The following is a 22,426-nucleotide window of genomic DNA, read 5'->3' as shown; positions in this document are numbered from 1 at the left end:
TCAGAGCATCGAGGTAACCGGGACCCGGAGACCGATCGCGAGGGCGCCCGCCAACTCGCGGCAGGTGTCGTGGTCAAACACCACGTGGCCGGACAGCACGTCGACATCGCGCTTGGCACGCTGCATCGGGTTGTCCAGGAAATGGACGCTCGCTCCGGATGCCTCGAGTAGGTTGGCGATGATCGAGCGTGAATCCGCAACTACGTGGGCGGCCGCGAGCCGGGCATCGGCCCGGACCGCGGGCGGCACGCGCTCCCCGGCTTCGACCATCTCGTCGATCCGCTCGGCGGTGCGGTCGACGAGGGCCCGCAATGCATCGAGGCGAACCCGCGCGTCGGCAAGCCGCGCCTGCGCTGCCGGCTTGTCCTTCTGCTTGCCGCCGCCGTAGGCGAGGACGCGTTCCTGCAGCCGCTCGGCGAACAACTCGGTCACCCGCTCCGCGGTGCCGAGCGCAGGCATTGCGGCGACCAGCGCGAGCGCGGGCACCATCGGCCAGCGGTAGGTGGTGCAGTCGTGCAGACGGGCGCCCGGCGAGTTGCCGCCGTACACGTCGATGACACCGACCACTCGATGTTCGGGGACGAAGACGTCGTGCAAGAGCACGTCGTTCGATCCCGTGGCCCGCATTCCGTCGGTATGCCACACGTCCACGATCTCGACATCGCGTGCGGGCAGGAGCACGAGCGCGGGCATCGGCGCGTCGTCCGGCCCGCACAGGGCGCTGACCATCACCCAGTTCGCGTGCATCACACCGGTGGCCCACGACCACCGGCCCGACACGCGAAATCCGCCGTCTGCCGGTACCCCGCGCCCGGTCGGCGCAAGTGCGGCGGGCGCAAGAAACGGCCTGTCCGAGAAGGCCTCTCGCTGCGCTTGCTCGTCGAAGAGCGCCATGATCCAGTTGTGTAGCGTATAGAAGGCCAGCGTCCAGGACGACGAGGTGCACCCGTGCGCGAGCCGGCGAATGGGGTCGAGAATCGCCGGGAACGGCGCTTGTGCACCACCGAAGCGCGCGGGAACGAGCAACTCGGGCAGTCCCGATCGGGCGTAGTCGTCGAGCGTCTCCGCGGGCAGTCGGCGCAGCGTTTCGGCTTCTGCCGCCCGTTGCGCGAGGGCCGCGACGAATTCGTCGGTGATTCCAGACGTCCGATCGGTGATCATCGTCATGCGCTCGAAACTACCATACGTTTTAGTATGGAAAACAACGACGGTCAGTGTCGCAGCATGAAGTCCAGGAACCAATCGCGGCGGTCCTCGGTCCACCTCGCCGGCGTGGGCCCGGACAGGTGCAGCGCCCCAATTCCGGCTGCATACATCGTGTTTGCCCGTTCCGACGCCTCTGCCGGGTCGAATCCGTCGTCGAGGAATGCCTGGCGGACGGCATGGACCATCCGGCGATCCGCGGACCGCACGGCCTGCGCCGCGGCGGGATCGGTGCGTGCCCACTCCCGCATCGCACGCTCGAGCGCCCAATAGCGTGGACTCACCAGGGATTGCATCATCTGTGCCAGCCGTTCGCGAGGTTCCACGTCGCCGAGTTGCTCGAGCCGTTCGCGCTCGGACTCCCGTAGCTCCCCCCACGCGTGCACCAGCGCCGTCCGGTAGGACGCGATATCGGTGAAGTGCCAGTAGAAGCTGCCCTTGGTCGCGCCGAGCCGGGTGCACAGATTGTCGAGTTTGAGCTGCCGGACACCCTGCTCGGCAAGGATCGAATAGCCCGCCTCGATCCAATCGTCGACGGAGAGCCGCGTGCTGCCGGAACCGCGTGGTGCTGCCACGGGCGTCAGCCTAGTCAGGGCACAACCTCAGGATTCGACGGGCGCGATGAGTTCGGTGCGCATGGTTGCCGGGTCGACGTCGGGGCCCGGCTGCGTCACATAGACCTCGATCCAGCGACCGGGGATGTCGGCGCCATCAGCGGTGACCGCGGCAACGACGGATCCCCACGCCGCACCGAGCCCGTCGTAGCCGCCGATGTGGGTTGCCACTGCACATCGCGCACCCTCGATCGTCGAGGGACGGATGACCCGCCCGGCGAACTCCGCCTCCGCCGCGAGGGGTTCGAGGACCGGAAAGGCGACCTCGACATCGAACTCGCCCATCGGATCGCCGTGGTACACCGCGACCGCCGGCCCGGCGGGCTGCACTGCGCCCGCTGCCGCGGCGGCGCCGAGCGCACCGAACCCGCCGTCGAAGGCCTCGATCAGCGTCGCCTGGGTGGCGTGTTCGAAGCGCACCGCCGCGATCGCTGTGTCGTCCATCTGGACCCACTCGACTGCGGTGCGCGGCTCATCGGCGATCGGGAGGGACACGGCTGCTCCTGGGCTCGTTCGACTGATGGCCCAATCATGCCTGATTCAACGACAGCGCCGGCGCGATCCAGCGGCGGAGATCCCTTTTCGGCGCGCCGGCTCGACCATGACGAGGATTACAGTTCGCACGTAGCGCATTGCACCCACTTCGCCCGTGAACTGGTCGATTTCGGCTCACGGTTCGATGCTGACGTGGGCGCCGATCAGGCGACCGAGCGGCCTCCGCCAACGCGGCCACTACGGCTGATCGTGTTCATCCGCTCCGGTCGTCGATAGGCCGGTAGCACCGCCGAGCATGCGATAAACCGGGTTGCTCGCCGCCGCCGGACGAGTGTCGATACCTGCGCCGGCGACGTAGCGTTGCGCCGTTGCCATCGACTCGTGGCCGAGGAGCTTCATCAGTGTGTACACACTGATGTTCTCGTCGGCCAGCGCAGTGGCGTAGGTATGCCGGAGGGCGTGCACCAGTGCGCCTTTCGGACGTTGTGACTCGATACCCGCGCGGCGGTAGATCCGCTGAATCCGGTACTGCAGGACGCCGCGCGTGATGCGATCGCCGGCCGGGCCGACGAACAGCGGCGCTTTCCGCGGCCAAGCGGAGAGCGAACGGTCGTCGCGGCGGCGACGCGAGTTGGGCGGGGGAGGGAAACGCTCGTGCCTGGTCTCGAGATATCGGTCGAACACGGCGAGCAGCGCGCGTTCCACGGGAATGAACCGATCCTTGTTGCCCTTGCCATGAACGTGCAACATGCCTGCACCGTCCTCGGTGACCCGCACGTCGCCGATGTTGGTGCGCACCATCTCATCCGAACGCATGCCCGTGAGCAGAGCGGTCAGCACGAGGGCACGATCCCGCTCGGGCCAGTCGGTACTTCGCGTTCGGTCACCATCCGATTCGAGCGCACCGAGCAGCGCGGTGACGGCAGTGTTGTCGAACGACTTCGGCAGGATCTTGGATGCCTTCGGTCTCCCGACGGCGGGCATCGGATTCGCCGAAATCGTCTCGGCGGTGAAAAGGAAGGTGCACAACGTGTTCCACGTCGACCAACAGCGCCGGATCGACGCTGCTTCATGCGTCTTGGCGTATGCGGCAAACGCTCGCCGCATCTCGTCGGTGGTGAGCAGGTCGGTGCTCAGTTTGTCTGTCGCCGTGCCGTTTCCAGCGATCAGGACAGCGATGGTGTCGAAATCCTGCCGATAGGCCTTCAAGGTGTGTGGCGACGGCTTGCGGGTACCGCAGTCGGCGATGAAGGCTGCGAACCAATCCGGACGCGCGCTGTCCGGGTCCTCGGGTTCGACGGGATGGGTCACATGCGTCCGCTATCGAACCGCAGACGCGAGGCGGCGCCATTGGTCGGTGGGAAACTCAGCTTGATTTGCACTCAACACTTGCACGCACACGTGGTCCGCACCGGCCTGCTGATGCTTGCGGATACGGTCGACGACGGCCTCCTCGTCGCCCCACGCGATGACGCCATCGAAGAGTCGGTCGCTCACCGACGCGACGTCTTCGTCCGTGAATCCAAGGCGCAGCAGGTTATTTACGTAGTTCGGCATCGCGAGATAGTTGCGCAGCCAGTTCGTTCCGATGGTCCGGGCCTCGTCGCGGTCCTCGGCAAGAATCACCGTCTGCTCTGGCAGCAACAGCGGAGCGGCGCCGAGCGTCTCGCGGGCGATGGCGGTGTGTTCGGGGGTGACCAGGTAGGGATGGGCACCGCGGCTGCGCTCGGCGGCCGTCTTCAACATCTTCGGGCCAAGCGCGGCGAGCACACGATTCTCGGGCGCCACCGGCAGGTCCGCGTCGTCCAGACCATCGAGGAACGTTCCGATCGCGGCCATCGGCTTGCGGTAGCGCCCAGGTTCTTTGGCGTCGATCAACGGTGCATGGCTGACCCCGATCCCGAGCAGGAACCGATCGCCGTGCGTGCCGGTCAGTGTGGCATGCGCAGCGGCGACGTCCTTCGGTTCGTGCATCCAGATGTTGAGGATGCCCGTGGCAATCGTGGCGTTCTTCGTGGCGCCCAGCAGGTTCGCCACCGCATCGAGCACCGCACCGCCCACATCGGGAATCCACAATGCGCTGAATCCCAATTCGTCCAGTTCCGCCGCGGCATCGGCCGCCTCGGACGGATCGCTGTAGCGCAGCTGCGAACTCCAGATACCCACACCATCGAGATTCATGCCCTCGACCCTACCGGTCGATCGGACCGATCCCGGGTAGCGCTGGGTAGCCGAGGGGAGGGGAGAAGGGCCGATTCGGCCCAGTTGCATCACCGGGTCTCGAAACGCGGCTCGACCGGCGCCGGTGATGGCGGAGCCCGTTCGGTAGTGGGTCGAAGATCGGTGCGACAATGCGGTTCGTCTCGCGGCGAGCGGGCTCCAGTCCCCTCCCTAACAAATCATGGATAAAAGCGATTATCCATGATTTGTCGGTCGGGGGCCGTGGGGCAGGGGTCGAGCCCCGGTGGGGTGGAGCAGCGCCACATTCACGGGCCAACGCCACGATGTCGGCGTTCCCCGACCGATTCTGGCGGCACGCAAGTTGTCGACATCGTCAACGGACTCAACGAGCCCTCAGGTGGCCGGCAACCCAACCTTCCGTGGCAACCCAGGCCCGGCGCGGTGCGCATGCTGCGCAAATACCCACGCCGCCAGCATGTTTGGACCACCCAGTCACCCATGGTCATTATGTCACTGTGACGTATTAACGGTAGTGGGCGGACGGAGAGTCCGATTCGGACCTAGCGCAGGATGATCGTCATCCGTGACGTATTGATCCGAGCCCGCCCGCGGCGGGCAGATATGGCAGAACTGCCGATGCCGCTCGGCCAGGTCGATGCCACGGCACGTCCTTGACGACCCAGCAGCGGCGGACCCTCGCGCCCCGTCGGTTCTCGTTGCAGTTTGTCCGCGCATTCCGATGATCGCCCGGGGTCTTGGGGAACCCCTTCCGGGAACGTTCGCGCAGCTATACAAAGTGCCGATAATCGACATTATGTCAACTCGAAGCGGCATGTCCCTGCCGAGGGCGGCTGCTGATGGTCGAACCACGGATCAGGCCTGAACGACACCGACCACCGGTGCGAAGTCACACGGCGGCAAGGCACGGCTCGTGGAGTCGAGGACGCTACCGAATACAACGAAAACGACCGTGCCGCGCCCCGTTGCCATCGTGTTGGACAGTGTCACGATGTAGTCGTTCGGGCGTTGCTGGATCATCGGCGCTCGGCCCGACTGCATCGTTGCAAGGTTCACCCAGGCAACTTCGAGGTGGTCATTTTGCAGCGGTGACGACATCGCAGTATTCAGGGCGCTGAAGAAGACGTTGACCGTGCCTGGTGCGATGACCGGATCCGGAAGACTTTCGTCGCGTGCGGGGCCGGCGATGGCCCGAGCAATCCCGATCGAATCGTTGTGTTCGCCGAATCCCGCAGGGAGGCAATTCGCGGCGACGGTGTCATACAGAAAAGGCTGAGATGCGCCTTCGGTCAACCGAACGGACCGTGGAAAGTAGTTGTACCGCGGTGTGTTGGTGACCAGACGCTCGACCGCGAGTGCAACCGACTCGGCGGTCTGATTGCTGATGGGCATCGCCGCCGACTCGAGTGCCGAACGAACCGCGGCGATTTGGTCGACGGGCACAGCACGCGCAGTACCAACAGATGCCAACAGTGCCCCGGCCACGCCTGCGGCGAGGAGGGATAGTCGTAGACGCATGATCTAGAGGTCGAGTCAAACTCCTCGCCCGTTACACGGGCAACACGGTTCAACGCTGCGCACGAGACGAATACGACCAGATTGAATATGCAGGCTTACCAGTAAGTAGGTCAGGGACGTGCGGCGGGGCTATCTGTCCCGGCCGGTTCCGAGTCGGGTCTCAATGCAGTTGGCCAGATTCTCAGTAGACCTGGCCATCGCCGGATCGTGTCGGCCCCGCAACCGCGTCCATGCAGAGACTTCCGCCCAAATCGGATCGGACTCAGGCACTCAGATCCGCGACCACGCGTTCGCCGGGCTGATCATTCGCCTGCATCAGGCAATGGCCGGCCGCATCCCAGATGGCCGATCCCCCACAGGTGCTCGCGTATCCCCCGCCGGTTGGACCCGCGAACCCCGCGAACACCACCGGAATTGCACCCAGGGCGGCGATACGACGCGCACGGACGTCGAACTCGGCTATGTCCTGTGGCGCATGCACGAGGCCGGCCACATACAGGTCGATGCCTGCGGCGATGCTGGCCGTCAGGTGATGATCGACGCGGGTGTCCTTGCAAATTCCGAGACCAATACGCCACCCGTCGATCTCGACCACGGCCGCCGACCTCCCCGGTGCGTACACCTCAGTTTCTGAGGCCCCGAGGTGCACCTTGCGGTACACGATCTCGGTACCTGCCGCGCTTACCGCAAGGACCCCGATGGCCGGCCGTGGTCGATGCCGGACGGCGGCACCGGCCAGCGCGACTGATCCTGTGTCCCGGCACGCTTCGACCAGCGGGCGGAGCGCCGCATCATCGACGTCGACACTCGGCGCGTCCATGCTGTAGCCGGTAAGCGACATTTCTGGGAATACGACAACCCGTGCGGCGCAGGCCCGGACGGCCTCGGAATGGGTGAGCGCGTTGGCGCGGACGTCACCCGTGATCGTGACGGGTTGAGCGGCGGCCACCCGCAACGTTGGGCGCTTCACTTGCATCGGCCGATTGTAAGCCGGATAACCGGGCGCGCAGACTTTATTTGCGTCGACGCCGAATGGTTGACGCCGGGTACGTCGGGCGGCGTGCCCCGTTTCTGCGCGGTGCATTCTGCAAGGCTGACGGTCACGCGAGCACTCGACTCGTTCGGCGAGGGTGGCGTTGGATAGCAGTGAGTTCCGACCTTGTGCGGTGATCGACGGCCGCGGCCATTCGGGCGCAGAGACAGCGACAACGGGTTCGTTGCAGGTTGCCAGAGCGGTGTCGGAACTGACCAGCCACCAGGTGCGTTCGTGGGCGAGAGTCGGGGTCATCCGGTTGCGCCAGACCTTCACAGTCCGCGCCGAACGGTCGTCTACTCGCCGATTGCTCGCCGGATCGCCCCGATCCACGACACCTCGATGGATCCAGTCCGCTTACGGTTCCGCCGCTTCCAACTCGATCCGGCGGAGTTGGCCGAGTCGGCTCATCACTCGCGCAATATCGATGGGTAGTCGATCACCGTTGACGAGTTCCTGTAGGGAGCAAGTCGCGAGAAACACCGTGGTGATGTGGCGGTCGTAAAGGACGTCGACGACGTTGGCGAAGCGTTGGGCCGGCTCGCTCCCTGCGGCTCGAAGGTCTGGTACGCCGGTAATGACCCATTCACGGAAATCTCGGGTCAACGCGAGGTAGTCCATGGGGGCAGTGGTGCCCTCACACAGGTCGAGGAAATCGATCCAGAGGCATCCGTCGCTCACGCTGCGGGCGAGAATGGGATGCCCTGCAGGAGAAAGCATCCTGCGATCACTGACCGTCGGTGAGTGCAAAACGAGGCGTCCGAGTTGTTCTGGGGTGCCAGGGCTGACCCACCATCCCGCTGCGAAGCCAGTCTCGTGAGCAGAGATGGTGCGGTAGTCGACGCGGCCGTCGATAGCGACAACCGTCATTGAGCGTTCGATCAACTCGATCGTGGGCGCAAAATCCGCGTGAAACAGCGGGTTGGGCAGCAAACCCTCCGGTGGATAGTTCGAGGTCACGATGACCCGAATCTGCCGATCGAGAAGGGTGGGCAGCAGGCGGGCAATGAACTTGCCGTCAGCGGGGTCGTGAACGTGAAACTCGTCGAAGCACACCACATCCAGCCCGCCGAGAAGTTCGTCCAGGGCGGCGGAGAGGTTGTTGCCGGATCTCCGGATGGCCGAGTGCAGATTGCGAAAGAACTCGTGGAAGTGGATCCGTATTTTCCGATCGGTCGGCACCGCGGCGAAATACACGGCCATCAGCCAGCTCTTTCCCCGCCCGACCGGTCCCCACAGGTACAGGTTCCGATCGGCGGTCGCGAACCCCACGGCCACCCGCCGTTGCGCTTCATCGAGGGTGAATCCCAGGTCCCTTGCTGCCGTGTCGAATACGGTGGGATCGACTTGCACGGACCGACTTGCCGTTGAACCTCGGCGTGTCCAGCGCATGATCAAAACTTTATCCGCCCAGCTCCCGGGCAGGGTAGAGACATGGATCACGGTCGTGCCCATCGAGACCGCGTGAGTGGCCGCAGGACAAGCTGATTCGCTGATAGCAAGGGCGGGCTCCACACCAAGCCGGTGTATAGCGCTTTGTCCTTGCCGCTGCGGTCAGCTCGAGGCCTGCGCGGTGGTCGTCGTCGAGGCCGGAGCAGCACCGAAGCCGGCGACGGCGTCGCCGAAGGCCGTGCATCAGGTTGCCGGTCAGGCCGCGCTTCGCGTCCTGGAAGAACTAGCGATCTCGGTGAAGTCCACATGCTGAATCTGGCAGGCGGCCACCGGCGGCGAGGCTGAAGAGGTGCAGGGCTGGTCCTGCTGCTGGTGATTGCGCATCCGTCGAAATGCGCGAGTGGCAAGTGCTGGATCGACCACCGATGCGGGCGCCGAGGTGGAGTTCAAGCGCCAGGGGAAAGCCGCGGCCAGAATTCTTGACCCGGTGTCGATGCGGTCCGGCGGAGGTCATTCCTGTGTGAGGTCGTCGTCGGTCTGTTCATATCGGATTTTCCTGGCGTCGACGTCCTGGCCGCAGCAGGTGCAGCGCAGGATCTGTTCGATGCGACCACCGTCGGCGGCGTGCGTCAGGTGCAAGGGCGGATCCTCGAAGCACCACCGGCCGCCCCAGTGCATCAGCGCGACGGTGACCCCGTAGACGCCACTGCGCGGCCAGCTCACGGACGCGGTCCGCCGCGCGCTCTATGAGCCGGGGCCAAATGTTGTCGTCCTCGGTCTTATGGTGGGCGCGGACCCCGGTTGGCTGGACGTCAAGGGAAGCCGGCCACTACCTCGGACCGTCGCGAGGATGTTGGCGGCGCGCGCCGAACCAGGCCGGCGATCTCGGGGAAGGTGGTGCGAAAGATGCGCGCCTTGACGAACTCCCCCGGATTCACCCGTACCGCGAAACCCGCCAGGTCGTTCTGCGTCATCACCGATTCCGACGAATGCGAACGCTGTCTGCACTCACTCAAACCGTCTTCTCCGGCTACGAAGAATTCGGGCCGTCAGGCCAGCGAGATGTCCACCGGTACGGCATTGCGGATTGTGTGCCCGACCGGTGAGCTCTCGAGAACGGTCGCGTGCAAGGCCTCGAGCTGGTCGCGGGGTGCGTCGGAGTCGATGGTGACGGTCGCGCTGATCGAGTCGAATCCGGCGTGCCCAACGGCAAGGCCCAAGAACACCGCCAGGTCGATATCTCCCTTGAGATCGATACGGACGTCCTCGAGCTCGATGCCCGCGACCGTGGCGTTCGCTGCGTAACCGACAGCCAAGCAGTTGCCGAGGGCGCTGAGCAGCTGTTCCACCGGGTTGGGGGCGCTGTCTCCGCCTCCCAGGGCGGCCGGTTCGTCGGACTGCGACGGCTCGAATGACCGCACACGGGCCTCGGATGCAAACGCGCCCTTCCATTTCACATGCGCGGCCCACGTCGTCTTCGCTTTGCTAGCGTCGTCCCTGATGGCCTGAACGAGGCCCCCCACGGCCTCGATGTCGACATCGTTGAGGCGACTTGTCACGGTCTCGGTCATGCTGGCTCCCAACGCCGAAAGGGTTTTGCGGGCCACGCTATTCATCGAATCCGTCGCTGACGGTGGTTACAATCGCGACGGTTTTTTCCCCTGTCTGGGCCGATCAATTCCCGGTATTGGCATTGTCATTGTCATGGCCAGCGCGGAGGCGATGCTCGAGAGCCTCCCCCGGACAAGCGCGTAACGCTGATCGGTCCGCGAGGCGTACGCTTCGGCGTTGTCCGCTCGCCGCCGCGGCCTTCGCGTCAAGCTCATCGTGGGATCGGCGGTTGGGACATCCGCAGGGGTCCGCGATGGAACGAGCGGTCGACATGGCAACGCGCTAGCGTGACACCGTACCGGCAACGCCCGGTCATCGCTCCGCAGAAAGGTCATGCCCTCCCACACCGACTTTGGTTGCTGGCGTACGACAAGCGCTGTCGAACGCCAGCAACGTCACCAAGATGCAGGCCATGAAGTCGGCTGCGCCCTCACCCCCAAGGCCTGGACCCGTGCCGGGCACGCTATCGACATCGAGGTGGCTGACGCTCATGCCGGAAGGATTGACTCCGATCGAAGCCCACAAGGAGCTTCAGCACCACGAACACCATGCCGAGCGTGCCAGCGGCTGGCGGGGCCGGGCTGTGCAGACAACAGAGGCGTTGGTGCTGGCGCTGGTCACGATCACCGTGGCGTGGTCGGGATTCGCCGCGGCGAAGTGGGGCACCGAGTCCCGGCTGCAACTGGCGGCCGCGTCGGCGACCCGTACCGAGGCGAACCGGGCGCAGTACACGGCCCAGAACGTGCGCAACTTCGACGCATCCACGTTCAACGCCTGGTTCACCGCATTCACCCTGGACAATCCGGAGAAGATGGCCATCGCGGAGAAGCGTTTCCGGCCCGAATTCAGCGTGGCTTTCGACGCCTGGCGGGCAACCGACCCCGACACCAACCCTGCTGCACCGCCGGGGCCGAGTTACATGCCGCAGTACCACGTCGCGGAGGCAGATCAGGCGGCGGCGTTGGACCAGGTCGCCGACGAGCACGCCTCCGCGGGCGAGCACGCGGGAAGTGTGAGCGATCAATACATCCGGATCACCGTCGCCCTTGCCGGGGTGCTCTTCCTCGTCGGCATCGGCAGCACGTTCTCGATACTCGGCGTGCGATACGCGCTCCTTGGCGTCGGGGGCGTATTGCTGATCACCTCGGTCGCTCTCATCCTTCGCCAGCCCGGCCCGCCGACATGACCCCGAATCGGGCTACTTGCTATTGACAACCTTACTTGTTTTTTACAAGTCTGGTGGAGTCCGGATGAAACCACCAAGGGAGCAACCGTCATGTCTACAAACGTCTTCGTGAGCTACCCGGCCGCCGACCTCGAGCGCAGCAAGTCCTTCTACACCGCACTCGGCGCGACTATCAATCCGCTCTTCACCGACGAGAACGCCGCCTGTTTCGTGTGGGACGACAACATCTACACCATGGTTCTGCAGCGCGAGTTCTTCGCCACCTTCACCGACAAGCAGGTGGCCGACCCGGCAATCTCTGCACAGGTCCAGATCGCGTTCACTCGCGACTCCAGGGAGGACGTCGACGCGTTGACCGAAGCGGGTCTGGCCGCCGGTGGTTCCGAACCGCGACCGGCTCAGGACCTCGGTTTCATGTACAGCCGCGATCTCGAAGACCCGGACGGCAACAACCTGTCCTTCATCTGGATGTCGCCGCAGGCAGCAGAACAAGGCCCGGAGGCATACCTGGCCGAGCAAGCTCAGGCCTGAGGGTGGCTGCCCGCAGCTACGGGCAGTACTGCGGTATCACCACTGCCGTCGAGCTGATCACGGAACGCTGGGCACTGCTCATAATCCGTGACCTGCTCGTCGGTCCGCGTCGTTACACCGACCTGAAGCAGGGCCTGCCCAAGATTCCGACGAACATCCTCGCCGCGCGCCTGAAAGAGTTGCAGGAGGGCGGGGTGATCCGCCGTATCGCACTGCGACGGTGCGGACTCGTCTATGAACTCACCGAGTACGGGCGTGATCTCGAACCGATCGTGCAGGCGCTCGGCCGATGGGGATTCCGCTCGATGGGCGACCCCAAGGATGGCGACATCGTCACCGCCGACTCATTGACGATGGCACTGCGAACCGCGTTCAGACCGGAATTCGCTTCGGCGTCACTGGATTTCCAAATCCAGGTGGGGCCCGTCGAGTTGCGTGCCCAGGTCGGCGCCGGCGAGTTGAAGGTGTTCCAGATCGCTCCCCCGACACCGCCGGTGGGAGGCTCCCTGCCCAGCGGCGATCCGGAACTGCAGTTCATCACAGGCCCAGGTATCCGCCACCTGATCGCGGGCACACTGACCCCTGCCCAGTCCGTGGAGCAAGGAGTCGTCACCATCGTGAAGGGCAATACGAAACTGCTCGAGCGATTCGCGGAGCTGTTCCGAATCGACACATGACCGCACTCCGGCTGGCCGCAGCGGGACGGCACGGTTTCGCCCTTTCCGGCCTGTGGTCAAGTTTCGGTCGTCTCGACGGGACTCCTACGCCGCCGGACGATTCCGGTAACCACCACGAGGACCGAACCGACTGCAAGGACTATCGCCGAGGCGTACGGAATTGCGCTGTCGATGAGTCCGACGATGAGGACTACGGGAATCGCCAATGCCGGCCACGGGATGACCGTCTTCCAGTTGCTCGAGCTCCAGCCGAGGATGGCGCACACGCCGATGATGAACAGCGCCAACCCGCCGCAGAGGATCCAGCGTCCGGCGGTTGTCAGTTCACCTACCGGATGGAGGATGTACTGCTCGATCCCTACACCGAGTAACGCGGCGCCCAATACGAGGGGCAGGTGCCCGTAGATGTACCCGTCGGCGCGCCCGCTACCGACCGCGCTGTCGTCGTCCTGAATCTCCGTCTTGGCTTCGGCGCCACCGATGTCGAAGTACATCCACCACACCGACGCGGCAATGGTGAATCCCAGTGCCGCCACCAAGGTTGACGGCCAGTCCCAATGGGTGTCTTGCATCCCGAGCACGACGGCCGAGATGGACTCGCCGAGAACTAGGATCACGAACAGGCCGAAGCGTTCCGGTAGGTGTTCGAGGTGCAGAGGCACGTCCGGTCCCCAACGGGTGGCCGCTAACGGCGCCATCGCCTCTATCGCGATACCGATCCCCCACAGGATGTAGGTAATCGGTGAGGGCGTGAGCAGTGCGATCGCCCAGATCGCGGCGCTGGTGACCGTCGCGGCGAAGTACAGATTGAGCGTGACTCGCACGTCGCTGATGTGCCGCCTCGCGCGCAGATACAGCCCGGCAAGGATGACCCTGGTCGCGATGTAGCCCACACCGAACGCCACGGTTCCGTCGCCACCGACCGCCGTGGATGCGCTGGCGGCCATCACCGCGACCGCGAAGGTGGCGGCCAATTTGAGCACGCGATACACGATGTCGTTGGTGTCGAAGCGGTTGGCGTACAGCGTGGTGGTCACCCACGACCACCACGTGACCCCGAACAGTCCGGTGAAGACGGCCACACCGTGCCAACCGAGGTCGTCGTTCAGGGCGAGCGCAAGCTGATGGATGACCAAGACGTACGCGAGGTCGAAAAAGAGCTCGAGCCTCGTTGCTCCCCGATCGTCTCCGGTCCGCAAGCGCGGCGGCTCCAGGAGCGGAGTGCGCTCGTCTGCGCCGGCCGCGTCGCTGTCGTCGGGGTGATCGCCCGAATGCCCCGCTGTGCGATCACCCATGTCGTCAGTTGTCCTCACCGTCGGCCCTGACGGGCGTGCGCTGAGCCATGGCGACACAGTCACATGTCGGGACGGTACCCAGAAGAGGACCGTCACTAACCGGCTGTCCCGCCGATTTCTCGGGTAACTACCTCCCCGCCGGTGTGTGACGAACTCCAGCGTGGCCAATCACCATGTGCAGCATCACAATTAAGAATCTCGCCCAACGCTTCAGGCGCCGCGCTCAGCGATCGGCGCCCATGTCCCCCGTCTCGGGCGTGCCATCGGCGAGCCCGTAACGCAGGTACACGACGCCTTTCGGACCGGCCACCGGCGGTTCGACGAGCGTGACGTTGGTGGGCACCGCGCCATCGTCGAATACCCTCTTTCCGACGCCGAGCACAATGGGGTGCACCCAAAGGTCGAGACGGTCGAAGAGTTTCTCGCGCAGGAGGGTCTGCACCAGGTTCAGGCTCCCGACAACCTTGATGTGTTCGTGCCGGTCACGGATCTCGCGCACCGCACCGGCCAGATCCGGGCCGAGTTGCGTGGACCCGGCCCAAGCGAGGTCGGGCTTACCGCGGGAGGCCACGTATTTCGGGACGCGATTGAAGAGCGTGGCGATGTCGCTGTCCTGGCCTCCCTCCTGGTGTGGCCAGTACGCGGCGAAGATGTCATACGTCCGCCGGCCGAGCAGAAGGGCGTCCGTTCCCTCGTACGCGGCGCCTACCTGTGCACCGGCCACCTCGTCGAACAGCGGCGCCTGCCAGCCCCCGAATGGGAAACCCTCTGGGTCCTCGTCCGGGCCGCCAGGCGCCTGTCCGACGAGGTCGAGGGTTGCGAACATCTCGATGTGGATAAGACCCATGGTTAGCTCCCGATGAGTTGATTGTCCGGTCGAAGTGGTTCGCGGACGCACTCCCCTACGGCTTTACCGGAGTTTGGCTCCGTAGACGCGAGTGATCCTGAGCGCCATCAGGACTCGACGGTCCGAGACCATGACGGCGCGGTACTCCTGCCAGTCGGGGTGTTCGCCGGCCGCACGCCGGTAGTAGTCCACCAGCGTGTCCACCTCGGGACCGTCCGGGTCAGTCCCCGGACCGGTCAGAGTGGCTGTCCCCTCTGCCGTCGCCCACGTGTAGCCGTCCGGACTGGTGAACTCCATCGCCGCCCGCGGGTCTCGGCGAAGGTTGGCGGTCTTGGCTCGCCCCTCGGTGATGGATACGTAGATGGTGTCGGCATCCCTGTCGTACACCCCCGTCACCGGGGAGAGTTGCGGTAGACCGTTCGCCTTGATGGTGGCCAGAACGCCGATCCGGCTCTCGGCGATGAGTGAACGTGGATCGAAATTTGAGTCGACCATGCCTAAAGCTAACCGCATGCATCCCCCGCCATTCCACCGATGGTAGTTTCGCTCGCTGTTTCATCGGCCCGATAAATGCGCAAGGCCATAATTGGCGTGTGTTTCTCCATTCCGAGTGGCCCGTGGTGCAGCGTGTCTGACGCGATCTCGGACCGCCTCCTGCGGGTAGTCGATGCCCTGCCCTGAAGCCAGGACTGCGCGTGCTGGAGATCGGCGGTGCGCCCGGAGCGGCTGCCCGCGAGGTTGCCACTCGGGTCGGCCCTGATGGGCACGGAACTCCGTTGCGCGAAATTGCTTTGCAGTGAACCTGTCCCGTTGATATCTCAGTCGACGTCAGGGCCATCACCGAACACAAACCGGCAGTCAGGACCTCGACCACCCGCTCGAGGTCGGCGTCGTCGATCACCATGAGCGAGCCCGGCGCGGGCCGAACCTGTGTTCGAGGACGCCGAGTTCACGGTCTGATCAGCGGCGCCGGATTACGCCCCAACGTGTGCGGGGACCTCGAAGGCGGTGGAAAATTCTAGGAATCTCGGTAACGGTTGTCGTATCCGATTCGGCCCATTCGTGGAGGGGTAGAGGCAGCCGACCGGCAGCCACCGAGGAAGGGATTTTCGAAATGACGCAGTACATGCTTTCCGTAGTCGTCGAGCCCAGTGACTACGACGTCCCGCTCGAGGAGGCGCAGTCGCAGTTCGATGCGACGGGCAGGTTCAACGAGGAGCTCAAGACAGAAGGCTCGTGGGTATTCGCGGGCGGACTCGGGCGCGTCGACGAGGCCACGACGGTCGACGGCACCGGCTCCGACGTGATCGTCACCGACGGGCCGTTCGTCGAGACCAAGGAATGCCTCGGTGGATTCTGGGTCGTCGAGGCGCCCGATCTCGATGCCGCCCTGAAAATCGCCGCCAGAGCCTCGAAGGTCTGCGAGCAGAAGATCGAGATCCGGACGTTCGACGGCGCGTGAACGACAGCGACTCTCGCCCTGGGCTCGATTGGATCGATCGGATCTATCGCGAGGAGTACGGCCGCGTGGTGGCCTCGCTCGCCCGACGCTTCGGCGATCTCGATATCGCCGAGGACGCGGCGGGCGAGGCCCTGCTCATTGCCATCGAGCGGTGGCCGATCGATGGCATCCCGCCCAATCCAGGTGGCTGGCTGACGACCACCGCCGGCAACCGCGCCATCGACCGGATTCGACGCGAATCCTTGCGCGACACAAAGCATCGGGCAGCCATGGTCATCATTGATCCCACCCCGCACGAGCCGACCGGACCGGTCGAGGACGACCGCCTCCGCCTCGTCTTCACCTGCTGTCATCCGGCCCTCGCGCCCGAGGCACGCGTCGCACTGACCTTGCGCCTGCTCGGCGGACTCACCGTCGAAGAGATTGCTCGCGCGTTTCTCGTCCCCGAAACGACGATGGCACAACGCATCACCCGCGCCAAAGCCAAGATCAAGTCCGCCCATATTCCCTTCCGCGTTCCCGACCATGAGGACGTCACCAACCGCCTCGATGGTGTGCTCGCCGTCATCTACCTCGTTTTCAACGAGGGCTACCTGGCCGGTGCCGGCGACGATCCGATTCGCGCCGACCTGACCGCGGAGGCGATCCGGCTCGGCCGCATCATGCGTCAACTGCTGCCCGACGACGGCGAGGTGGCCGGGCTGCTCCGCCCTGATGCTGCTGACCGATGCGCGCAGCGCGGCTCGTGTCAGAGGCGGGGAGCTGGTGACCCTCGACGAGCAGGATCGCACCGGCTGGGACCGCGCCCTCATCGCCGAGGGTCACACACTCGTGCGCGAATGCCTGGCTCGCGTGGCGGCGAAACAGACTCGGCCGGGGCACTATCAGCTCATGGCGGCAATCAACGCCGTCCACACCGACGCCCGCGACGCACGCGACACCGATTGGAGTCAGGTGGTCGCGCTCTACGACCAGCTCTATGCCGTCGCGCCCACCCCGATCGTCGCGCTGAACAGGGCCGTCGCCGTCGCCGAACTCGACGGCCCGGACGTCGCGCTGGCCATCGTCGAGACCCTGGCCCTCGACCGCTACCACGCCTGGCATGCCGCCCGTGCCGATCTCCTGCGCAGGCTCGGACGCAGTGCCGACGCGCGATCGGCCTATGACGCCGCGATCGCGGCAACGCAGAATTCGGCCGAGCGGGCCTACCTGACGAGACGGCGCGATCACCTGGTGTTACCGGGCGAGTAAAGAAATTCGCCAACTCCTGTCGTATCCGATCGGCCCTGTTCGTGGAACTGATGAGAGGCAGAAACGCCACCGCCAAACCACACAGGAGATCGACATGACCACCACCGTGCACGCTTCGTCCGCCGTCCGTACCAGCGCAGCTGGAGCGCCCGCATTCTGGCGTCCCGCCGCACTCGCAGCAGTCGCTGCCGCCGCAGCGACCACGGCAGTGGCGGCCGTCGCCCAAGCCGGCGGTGTGTCGCTCGCGATCGACGGCGAGCAGATCCCGATCGCCGGATTCGCGCAACTGACCCTGATCTGCGCGGTGATCGGCATCGTCCTCGCCGCAGGCCTGCGCCGGTGGGCAAGAAGGCCTCGTGTTGCGTTCGTGCGCACTACGATTGCGCTGACCGCATTGTCACTCGTCCCCGATGTGCTCGTGACTGCGTCCGTCGACACCAAGCTCACACTGATGTCCACGCATCTCGTGGCCGCCGCGATCGTGATTCCCGCAATCGCCGCGCGCCTCGGTCATCGCAACTGAACCCAGCAACCGAACTCGAGGAGAGCACCATGACCGCGACCTATACCTTCGACGTCTTCTCCAGCCTCGACGGCTTCGGCGCTGCCGGTGGCGACTGGACCGGCTACTGGGGCAAGCAGGGCCCCGAGTTGCTCGACCGCCGTCTCGCCTTGTACGACGAGGAGCAGCGAATGGTCCTCGGGGCCAACACCTATCGGGTGTTCGCGCAATTGCTGGCTGCGAACACCGAGGAGACCGTGCATGACCCGTGGGTCACCCGGTTGCGCAACCTGCCCGCAACGGTGGTGTCGACCACACTGGAAGCACCCCTCGACTGGCCGGATGCCACCGTCGTGAGTGGCGATGCCGTCGACGTCGTCGCCAGGCTCAAGGAGGAGTCCGAGGTGCCATTGCGCTCGCATGGCAGCCTGTCGATGAACCGGGCGTTGATGGCCGCCGGGCTGGTCGATCGCGTCCAGGTGACGCTGTTCCCTGTGATCACCGGTCGGACCGGTTTGGCCCCGATCTTTCGCGGCGCGGCCGACTTCGATCTCGAGCTGATCGAGAGCCGGACGCTCGACGGCCACATCCAGGAGCTCGTCTACCGACCCACCCTGCACTTGATTACCCAGCCGAGCACGGGCTGAGAAGCGACATCGCCACGGACGCATCCGGATTCGGGGCACACCTATCGCCGTATGTTGCCTCCCTATACCGTGACGACGATCTTCCTCCCGGCGTGCAGCCCCTTCTCGAGGTGGCGGTGCGCCTCCACGATGTCGTCGAGGGCGAACTCCCGGTCGAGGGCGGGCCGCAGTGCACCGAGGCGGACACCGGCGTTCAGGAAGGCCGCCATACGCCTCACCACCGCGGGGTCGAGGGTGTGCTCGAAGCTCCGGTAGCCGAAGATCGTGCGCGAGCTTGTCGGGGCGGGTGTGGGCCGAGAGTCCAGAAAGCCTGCGGCGACCAGGATTCCGTCGAGACGGATGGCCTCGAGGAGATCCTGTTGGCCGGGTCCCATAACGAGGTCCAGAACAATGTCGGCGCCGATCCCGCCGGTGTGGTGGCGAACGGCTTCGACGACATTCTCCTGATCGATGGCGACGACCGCGGCGGCGCCGGCGGCGAGCAGGTCGACCTTCTTCGCGGTGTGCCGCGTGACCGCGATGGGAACGGCGCCAATCTGATTGGCGATCTGGATTGCCGCCCGGCCTACCCCGCCGGACCCGGCAGTGATGAGGACGTTGTCACCGGGCCGCATCCCCACCTTCTCGATAAGCGCGCCATAGGCGGTGGAATACGCGACCCAGATCCCCGCCGCCTCCCGGATCCCGAGCCCGGTCGGCCGGGCGATGACTCGGCTCGCGGGGATCGTGGTGTACTCGGCGTAGCTACCTCTGACATGCGAGTCCGGGATGGCCGTGAGGATGACCGGATCGCCGATTGCCAGTCCAGCGACCTCGGACCCCAGCGCGTCGATGACACCGGTGCCCTCGATGCCCAGGCGAGCGTGGGGCAGCGGGACGGTCGCGGGCGAGTTGCCGGACCGCATCATCAGGTCGAGCGGGTTGACCGCGAATGCTTCGATCCTGACGCTTACTTCGTCGGCTGCGGGCTCCACGGCCGGCTCCTCGACGATGCGCATGACATCGGGTCCACCGAACTCGTCGAAGACAACAACACGTGGCATGGTGACTCCTTCGCTTCTGGCGCTAGTTTGTGCCTGGAGAAGACGCTACGGAGCCCTCGGTTACCTTCTGGTACCTTCGGCTTTCATGCAGAACGCCGCTGAACCGGCATTCCTCGCCGACTGCCCCACTCGACTGGCAGTCGAGATCATCTCCGACAAGTGGGCAGTGCTCGTGCTCTTCGGACTCGGCCAGCAGCCGCGCCGGCACGGTGAACTCGTCGACCTCATTGGCGGCATCTCGCGCAAGGTCCTCACCCAGACGCTGCGAAAACTCCAGCAGTACGGTCTCGTCGAACGCCATGCCAGCGCGCCACGGCAGGTCGAATACAGCCTCACCGACCTCGGCGGGACCCTCATCGAGCCAATCGAGATCCTGACGGACTGGGCTAGGGAACACGGCGGTGCAATCGTCGCCTTTCAGGAAGCGACGGAAGCCACGGGCGTGAGTTCGAAGATCCGGAACACTCGCGGATAGGCGATTTCCTGCGCGATGCGGTAGTTCGGCCACTCCCGCAGGATTGCCGACCAGGCATGTTCGCGGTCCGCGCCGGTCAGCGCGCGGACTGTGGCCGCCGACGCCCTGCCATTGTGGTCAACCGAGACCTCGCTTACCGCAAGCAGATTCGCCGACCACGCGGGATGCTGTGGTCGACCCCAGTTCGAGCCGACGACGAGAAACCCGCCCCTGTACGGGGTACAGGACAGGGTGGTGGTGCGCGGAATGCCGGTCAGTCGGCCGGCAACGGTGACACGCAGTGATGCCACGCCGACCACATCCATGGCACCGAGGCGGTTGCGCGACAGTATCCGGAGGAGCCGATCCGACCACTCGATCAACCAAGGAAACCGCAGCGTCCACCTGTAGATGGCCGGTTGCCGCGCGATCGCACGAAGCGGATTATTCACCGGGCGCCAGCAGAGCCGACCAGTGCGGACCGCCCGACCGCGTCAATCCTGCTCCTCGATGCGGGCCCGGATCGCTGCGGCCGCGTCGGCGTTCTCGGCTTCGAGCTTCTGGATATAGGTGACCGCGTCGCCGACAGTCCGAAGTGAAGCGAGATCTTCGTCCGGGATTTTGACGCCGTACTTGTCTTCGGTTTGCACGGCGATCTCGACCATCGACAGTGAGTCGATATCCAGGTCATCGACGAACGACTTCTCGATGGTGACCTCGGCAGGCTCGATACCGGTGACTTCCTCGATGATCTCGGCGATGCCGGCGATGAGTTCTTCTTGCGTTGCCATGGGTGAATCCTTCTCTCGGTGTGGGTGACAACAACTGGAGTTCCAGTGCTGCCTAGCTCTGGGGAGTCCGGCCGACCTCAGTGGCGGCGTCACGCCTGCCGGCGCGGATCGGGTAACGCAGCGTCGTGCCCGGGCGCCTGCGGAGTTCGAGTTCGGGATAGGAAGGATCGAACACCTCGAAGCACTCTTCGATGGCCGCAGTGAGGAGTTTCCAGACCTGGTGTGCGGTTGGTTTGCGATCTATCCACCCGGATCCATAGATCTCGACACCATCGTCGAGGCCGAGGTCTGCGGGCCGAATGACGGTATGGGATTCGGCGCACACCCCCGGCTCGAGGCCGGGGCAACGGTGGACGAGGTAGCTTCCCCGATGGTCCCAACCGGACTCGACCGATTGATCGGGAAAGCCGCTCCATCGCGACTGGGAGAACACGAGGATCCGCTCCCCCGTGGTCATCTGAACGTATTCGCGGGAGGTCGTGTCCGCGTGTCCCAGCGAGGCGGGGAATGCGGGTTCGATGCCGTGCGCGGCCATTCGCTCGAAACTCGGGATGTCATCGCCCTCGACGACGAATCGCTCACCCGCGAGGTCGGCCACGTCGACCCACACCTGATGTGCCAGCCGTGCGACGTCGCTCCGATCGGCCGGATCGACGGTTGGCTCAGCGGACATGGCACGAATCGACGATTTGGAGATGCCCAGCTCGGTGGCGATCTTCCGGTCACTCAGGCCCTCGGCCCGCATCAGCGCGATTGCCCCAGCGAGTACCTGACGTTGAGCCAGATCAGCGACGGAACTCCGCGTGCGAGCGGCATCCACCGCAGCGGCGGCAACACCGACCCGATAGGAGTGCTCGCTGGTCACCGGACGAGTGTGGCACGCGCACCGGCCAAGTGTCCAGACCATTGGACACTTGTGTGTCTCACTGGCCACCCAGCGCGGTAAGGCCCTGCGCACCGCGGCGGTAGCGATCCGTCGCGGCTAATTCGCACCGTTCTGTCGGCGAACCATTTCGGCAATCCAGACTGGCGCGAACGGTGAAGTGCACCCCGGCGACGTCGGGTAGTCCTCGAGCACCGCCAAACGCTCTCCTATGTCGATCGCGCGAGCGCGATGGTCGGCGTTTTCAATTCCGATCTGCGCAAGGCATTCGTTCATCGACCACTGCAGCCGGTCGGGAGCGCCTTTCATCTCGGCTTCGATGACATCGAGCAGTGCCGAGAGGTCGAGTCCGTCCGGGTTATTGGTCACGCGTTCGGCGGTCAATGCCCAGCCCGCACTCGCGACCATTGCATCCGGATCGTCCTGCCACGCCCGGCGTAACTCCTCGGAGTGCGGATTCTTCTTCACCACGTAGTTCACGAACCAGTCGTGCACTTTCGGTGTCCGCGTCTCCCGCACCATGGCGTCCAACGTGTCACGATCGAACGCCTTCGGTCGGCAGATCAGGAGTGCCAAGAGTCTCGGCGCCGACTCCCCCGTCTCCCATAGCTCGCAAGCCAGCTCGTGCTGCGTCTTCAACCGGCTCGCGAACGCGCGCAGCTTGCTCAGATTCACACCGTGATCGTCGCCGTGCTTCGCGTTCACCGCCCGCACCCTCGAGTCGTCGAGTGCGGCCAACTCGGCCATCACCTCGGACACCGTCATCCCGGTCGCCACCGTCTCCGCCACCCT

Annotated in this window: 26 protein-coding genes and 1 pseudogene; 8 read left to right on the top strand and 19 right to left on the bottom strand. The window is 65.0% G+C overall.

Annotated features, from left to right (window positions below; translation table 11 throughout):
* The 11 genes from OG921_RS21590 to OG921_RS21540 form a co-directional block, all read right to left on the bottom strand.
* Complete coding sequence (locus tag OG921_RS21590; protein ID WP_266114592.1) at positions 1–1,167, bottom strand: acyl-CoA dehydrogenase family protein; 1,167 nt, start codon at positions 1,165–1,167, stop codon at positions 1–3.
* A 44-nt stretch (positions 1,168–1,211) separates the two neighbouring features.
* On the bottom strand, positions 1,212–1,778 hold the full coding sequence (locus OG921_RS21585; RefSeq protein ID WP_266114591.1) for a TetR/AcrR family transcriptional regulator: 567 nt from the start codon (positions 1,776–1,778) through the stop codon (positions 1,212–1,214).
* 27 nt (positions 1,779–1,805) lie between these two features.
* The gene (locus OG921_RS21580) at positions 1,806–2,312 is read right to left on the bottom strand and encodes a GyrI-like domain-containing protein (protein WP_266114590.1); all 507 of its coding nucleotides are present in this window, start codon (positions 2,310–2,312) and stop codon (positions 1,806–1,808) included.
* A 237-nt stretch (positions 2,313–2,549) separates the two neighbouring features.
* Complete coding sequence (locus OG921_RS21575) at positions 2,550–3,623, bottom strand: tyrosine-type recombinase/integrase (RefSeq protein ID WP_266114589.1); 1,074 nt, start codon at positions 3,621–3,623, stop codon at positions 2,550–2,552.
* A 9-nt stretch (positions 3,624–3,632) separates the two neighbouring features.
* Positions 3,633–4,493, bottom strand: a complete 861-nt coding sequence (locus OG921_RS21570) for an LLM class F420-dependent oxidoreductase (RefSeq protein ID WP_266114588.1) — start codon at positions 4,491–4,493, stop codon at positions 3,633–3,635.
* An 873-nt stretch (positions 4,494–5,366) separates the two neighbouring features.
* On the bottom strand, positions 5,367–6,029 hold the full coding sequence (locus tag OG921_RS21565; RefSeq protein WP_266114587.1) for a hypothetical protein: 663 nt from the start codon (positions 6,027–6,029) through the stop codon (positions 5,367–5,369).
* A gap of 262 nt (positions 6,030–6,291) precedes the next feature.
* A complete protein-coding gene (locus OG921_RS21560; protein ID WP_266114586.1) occupies positions 6,292–7,005 on the bottom strand; it encodes a carbon-nitrogen hydrolase family protein in 714 nt (237 codons plus the stop codon).
* A gap of 414 nt (positions 7,006–7,419) precedes the next feature.
* Positions 7,420–8,517, bottom strand: a complete 1,098-nt coding sequence (gene zapE / locus OG921_RS21555; protein WP_266114585.1) for a cell division protein ZapE — start codon at positions 8,515–8,517, stop codon at positions 7,420–7,422.
* A gap of 447 nt (positions 8,518–8,964) precedes the next feature.
* Positions 8,965–9,177, bottom strand: a complete 213-nt coding sequence (locus OG921_RS21550) for a hypothetical protein (RefSeq protein WP_266114584.1) — start codon at positions 9,175–9,177, stop codon at positions 8,965–8,967.
* An 89-nt stretch (positions 9,178–9,266) separates the two neighbouring features.
* Complete coding sequence (locus tag OG921_RS21545; RefSeq protein WP_266114583.1) at positions 9,267–9,428, bottom strand: hypothetical protein; 162 nt, start codon at positions 9,426–9,428, stop codon at positions 9,267–9,269.
* A 75-nt stretch (positions 9,429–9,503) separates the two neighbouring features.
* On the bottom strand, positions 9,504–10,025 hold the full coding sequence (locus tag OG921_RS21540; protein ID WP_266114582.1) for an OsmC family protein: 522 nt from the start codon (positions 10,023–10,025) through the stop codon (positions 9,504–9,506).
* A 530-nt stretch (positions 10,026–10,555) separates the two neighbouring features.
* Here OG921_RS21540 and OG921_RS21535 point away from each other — a divergent pair.
* The 3 genes from OG921_RS21535 (at position 10,556) to OG921_RS21525 (ending at position 12,459) form a co-directional block, all read left to right on the top strand.
* Positions 10,556–11,251 carry a hypothetical protein gene (locus OG921_RS21535; RefSeq protein ID WP_266114581.1) on the top strand — a complete coding sequence of 232 codons (696 nt, stop codon included), beginning with the start codon at positions 10,556–10,558 and terminating at the stop codon, positions 11,249–11,251.
* 90 nt (positions 11,252–11,341) lie between these two features.
* Entirely contained in the window at positions 11,342–11,782 is a 441-nt protein-coding gene (locus OG921_RS21530) for a VOC family protein (RefSeq protein ID WP_266114580.1), read from the top strand.
* Between the two features lie 2 nt (positions 11,783–11,784).
* The gene (locus OG921_RS21525) at positions 11,785–12,459 is read left to right on the top strand and encodes a helix-turn-helix domain-containing protein (RefSeq protein ID WP_266114579.1); all 675 of its coding nucleotides are present in this window, start codon (positions 11,785–11,787) and stop codon (positions 12,457–12,459) included.
* A 56-nt stretch (positions 12,460–12,515) separates the two neighbouring features.
* Here the strand turns inward: OG921_RS21525 and OG921_RS21520 are convergent, their stop codons facing one another.
* From OG921_RS21520 to OG921_RS21510, 3 genes are all read right to left on the bottom strand, one after another.
* Complete coding sequence (locus tag OG921_RS21520; RefSeq protein WP_266114578.1) at positions 12,516–13,754, bottom strand: low temperature requirement protein A; 1,239 nt, start codon at positions 13,752–13,754, stop codon at positions 12,516–12,518.
* 223 nt (positions 13,755–13,977) lie between these two features.
* Entirely contained in the window at positions 13,978–14,601 is a 624-nt protein-coding gene (locus OG921_RS21515) for a dihydrofolate reductase family protein (RefSeq protein WP_266114577.1), read from the bottom strand.
* Between the two features lie 63 nt (positions 14,602–14,664).
* Positions 14,665–15,096, bottom strand: coding sequence for a PPOX class F420-dependent oxidoreductase (locus tag OG921_RS21510; protein ID WP_266114576.1), 432 nt, complete (start codon positions 15,094–15,096; stop codon positions 14,665–14,667).
* Between the two features lie 619 nt (positions 15,097–15,715).
* Between OG921_RS21510 and OG921_RS21505 the strand changes: the two genes are divergently transcribed.
* From OG921_RS21505 to OG921_RS21490, 4 genes and pseudogenes are all read left to right on the top strand, one after another.
* Positions 15,716–16,063 (top strand): YciI family protein, encoded by a 348-nt coding sequence (locus OG921_RS21505; RefSeq protein ID WP_266114575.1) that lies wholly within the window; start codon positions 15,716–15,718, stop codon positions 16,061–16,063.
* A pseudogene (locus OG921_RS21500) lies at positions 16,060–17,314 on the top strand (RNA polymerase sigma factor). The gene OG921_RS21505 and the pseudogene OG921_RS21500 overlap by 4 nt, the downstream one beginning before the upstream one ends.
* Positions 17,315–17,408: 94 nt before the next feature.
* Positions 17,409–17,837 (top strand): DUF6069 family protein, encoded by a 429-nt coding sequence (locus OG921_RS21495; protein ID WP_266114574.1) that lies wholly within the window; start codon positions 17,409–17,411, stop codon positions 17,835–17,837.
* 29 nt (positions 17,838–17,866) lie between these two features.
* Positions 17,867–18,463 (top strand): dihydrofolate reductase family protein, encoded by a 597-nt coding sequence (locus OG921_RS21490; RefSeq protein WP_266114573.1) that lies wholly within the window; start codon positions 17,867–17,869, stop codon positions 18,461–18,463.
* Between the two features lie 62 nt (positions 18,464–18,525).
* Here OG921_RS21490 and OG921_RS21485 read toward each other — a convergent pair whose 3' ends face one another.
* The gene (locus OG921_RS21485; protein ID WP_266114572.1) at positions 18,526–19,506 is read right to left on the bottom strand and encodes a zinc-dependent alcohol dehydrogenase family protein; all 981 of its coding nucleotides are present in this window, start codon (positions 19,504–19,506) and stop codon (positions 18,526–18,528) included.
* A gap of 85 nt (positions 19,507–19,591) precedes the next feature.
* Here OG921_RS21485 and OG921_RS21480 point away from each other — a divergent pair, with 85 nt between their 5' ends.
* Positions 19,592–19,981: a helix-turn-helix domain-containing protein gene (locus tag OG921_RS21480; RefSeq protein WP_266114571.1), complete on the top strand. Its 390-nt coding sequence runs from the start codon at positions 19,592–19,594 to the stop codon at positions 19,979–19,981.
* Here the strand turns inward: OG921_RS21480 and OG921_RS21475 are convergent.
* The 4 genes from OG921_RS21475 to OG921_RS21460 all read right to left on the bottom strand — a co-directional run bounded on the left by OG921_RS21475 (position 19,924) and on the right by OG921_RS21460 (position 22,423).
* Positions 19,924–20,271 carry a nitroreductase family deazaflavin-dependent oxidoreductase gene (locus OG921_RS21475; protein WP_266114570.1) on the bottom strand — a complete coding sequence of 116 codons (348 nt, stop codon included), beginning with the start codon at positions 20,269–20,271 and terminating at the stop codon, positions 19,924–19,926. The two genes, OG921_RS21480 and OG921_RS21475, sit on opposite strands and share 58 nt — an antisense overlap.
* Positions 20,272–20,454: 183 nt before the next feature.
* Positions 20,455–20,751 (bottom strand): meromycolate extension acyl carrier protein AcpM, encoded by a 297-nt coding sequence (acpM, locus tag OG921_RS21470; protein WP_266114569.1) that lies wholly within the window; start codon positions 20,749–20,751, stop codon positions 20,455–20,457.
* 52 nt (positions 20,752–20,803) lie between these two features.
* Positions 20,804–21,616: a hypothetical protein gene (locus OG921_RS21465; protein WP_266114568.1), complete on the bottom strand. Its 813-nt coding sequence runs from the start codon at positions 21,614–21,616 to the stop codon at positions 20,804–20,806.
* A 117-nt stretch (positions 21,617–21,733) separates the two neighbouring features.
* Entirely contained in the window at positions 21,734–22,423 is a 690-nt protein-coding gene (locus tag OG921_RS21460; protein ID WP_266114567.1) for a DNA alkylation repair protein, read from the bottom strand.
* Between the last annotated feature and the right edge of the window lie 3 nt (positions 22,424–22,426).

Source organism: Aldersonia sp. NBC_00410 (assembly GCF_026342035.1).
Taxonomy (GTDB): Bacteria; Actinomycetota; Actinomycetes; order Mycobacteriales; family Mycobacteriaceae; genus Aldersonia.
Note: the sequence above shows the minus strand (reverse complement) of the source record. Positions and strands in the feature narration are given on the sequence as shown.

What these genes read in the sequence shown, in the direction of transcription:
- OG921_RS21590 (WP_266114592.1), bottom strand. Translation starts at nt 1,167, where the DNA reads ATGACGATGATCACCGATCGGACGTCTGGAATCACCGACGAATTCGTC.
- OG921_RS21570 (WP_266114588.1), bottom strand. Translation starts at nt 4,493, where the DNA reads ATGAATCTCGATGGTGTGGGTATCTGGAGTTCGCAGCTGCGCTACAGC.
- OG921_RS21565 (WP_266114587.1), bottom strand. Translation starts at nt 6,029, where the DNA reads ATGCGTCTACGACTATCCCTCCTCGCCGCAGGCGTGGCCGGGGCACTG.
- OG921_RS21560 (WP_266114586.1), bottom strand. Translation starts at nt 7,005, where the DNA reads ATGCAAGTGAAGCGCCCAACGTTGCGGGTGGCCGCCGCTCAACCCGTC.
- zapE (WP_266114585.1), bottom strand. Translation starts at nt 8,517, where the DNA reads ATGGGCACGACCGTGATCCATGTCTCTACCCTGCCCGGGAGCTGGGCG.
- OG921_RS21545 (WP_266114583.1), bottom strand. Translation starts at nt 9,428, where the DNA reads ATGACGCAGAACGACCTGGCGGGTTTCGCGGTACGGGTGAATCCGGGG.
- OG921_RS21540 (WP_266114582.1), bottom strand. Translation starts at nt 10,025, where the DNA reads ATGACCGAGACCGTGACAAGTCGCCTCAACGATGTCGACATCGAGGCC.
- OG921_RS21535 (WP_266114581.1), top strand. Translation starts at nt 10,556, where the DNA reads ATGCCGGAAGGATTGACTCCGATCGAAGCCCACAAGGAGCTTCAGCAC.
- OG921_RS21530 (WP_266114580.1), top strand. Translation starts at nt 11,342, where the DNA reads ATGTCTACAAACGTCTTCGTGAGCTACCCGGCCGCCGACCTCGAGCGC.
- OG921_RS21520 (WP_266114578.1), bottom strand. Translation starts at nt 13,754, where the DNA reads ATGGGTGATCGCACAGCGGGGCATTCGGGCGATCACCCCGACGACAGC.
- OG921_RS21515 (WP_266114577.1), bottom strand. Translation starts at nt 14,601, where the DNA reads ATGGGTCTTATCCACATCGAGATGTTCGCAACCCTCGACCTCGTCGGA.
- OG921_RS21510 (WP_266114576.1), bottom strand. Translation starts at nt 15,096, where the DNA reads ATGGTCGACTCAAATTTCGATCCACGTTCACTCATCGCCGAGAGCCGG.
- OG921_RS21505 (WP_266114575.1), top strand. Translation starts at nt 15,716, where the DNA reads ATGACGCAGTACATGCTTTCCGTAGTCGTCGAGCCCAGTGACTACGAC.
- OG921_RS21495 (WP_266114574.1), top strand. Translation starts at nt 17,409, where the DNA reads ATGACCACCACCGTGCACGCTTCGTCCGCCGTCCGTACCAGCGCAGCT.
- OG921_RS21490 (WP_266114573.1), top strand. Translation starts at nt 17,867, where the DNA reads ATGACCGCGACCTATACCTTCGACGTCTTCTCCAGCCTCGACGGCTTC.
- OG921_RS21485 (WP_266114572.1), bottom strand. Translation starts at nt 19,506, where the DNA reads ATGCCACGTGTTGTTGTCTTCGACGAGTTCGGTGGACCCGATGTCATG.
- OG921_RS21480 (WP_266114571.1), top strand. Translation starts at nt 19,592, where the DNA reads ATGCAGAACGCCGCTGAACCGGCATTCCTCGCCGACTGCCCCACTCGA.
- acpM (WP_266114569.1), bottom strand. Translation starts at nt 20,751, where the DNA reads ATGGCAACGCAAGAAGAACTCATCGCCGGCATCGCCGAGATCATCGAG.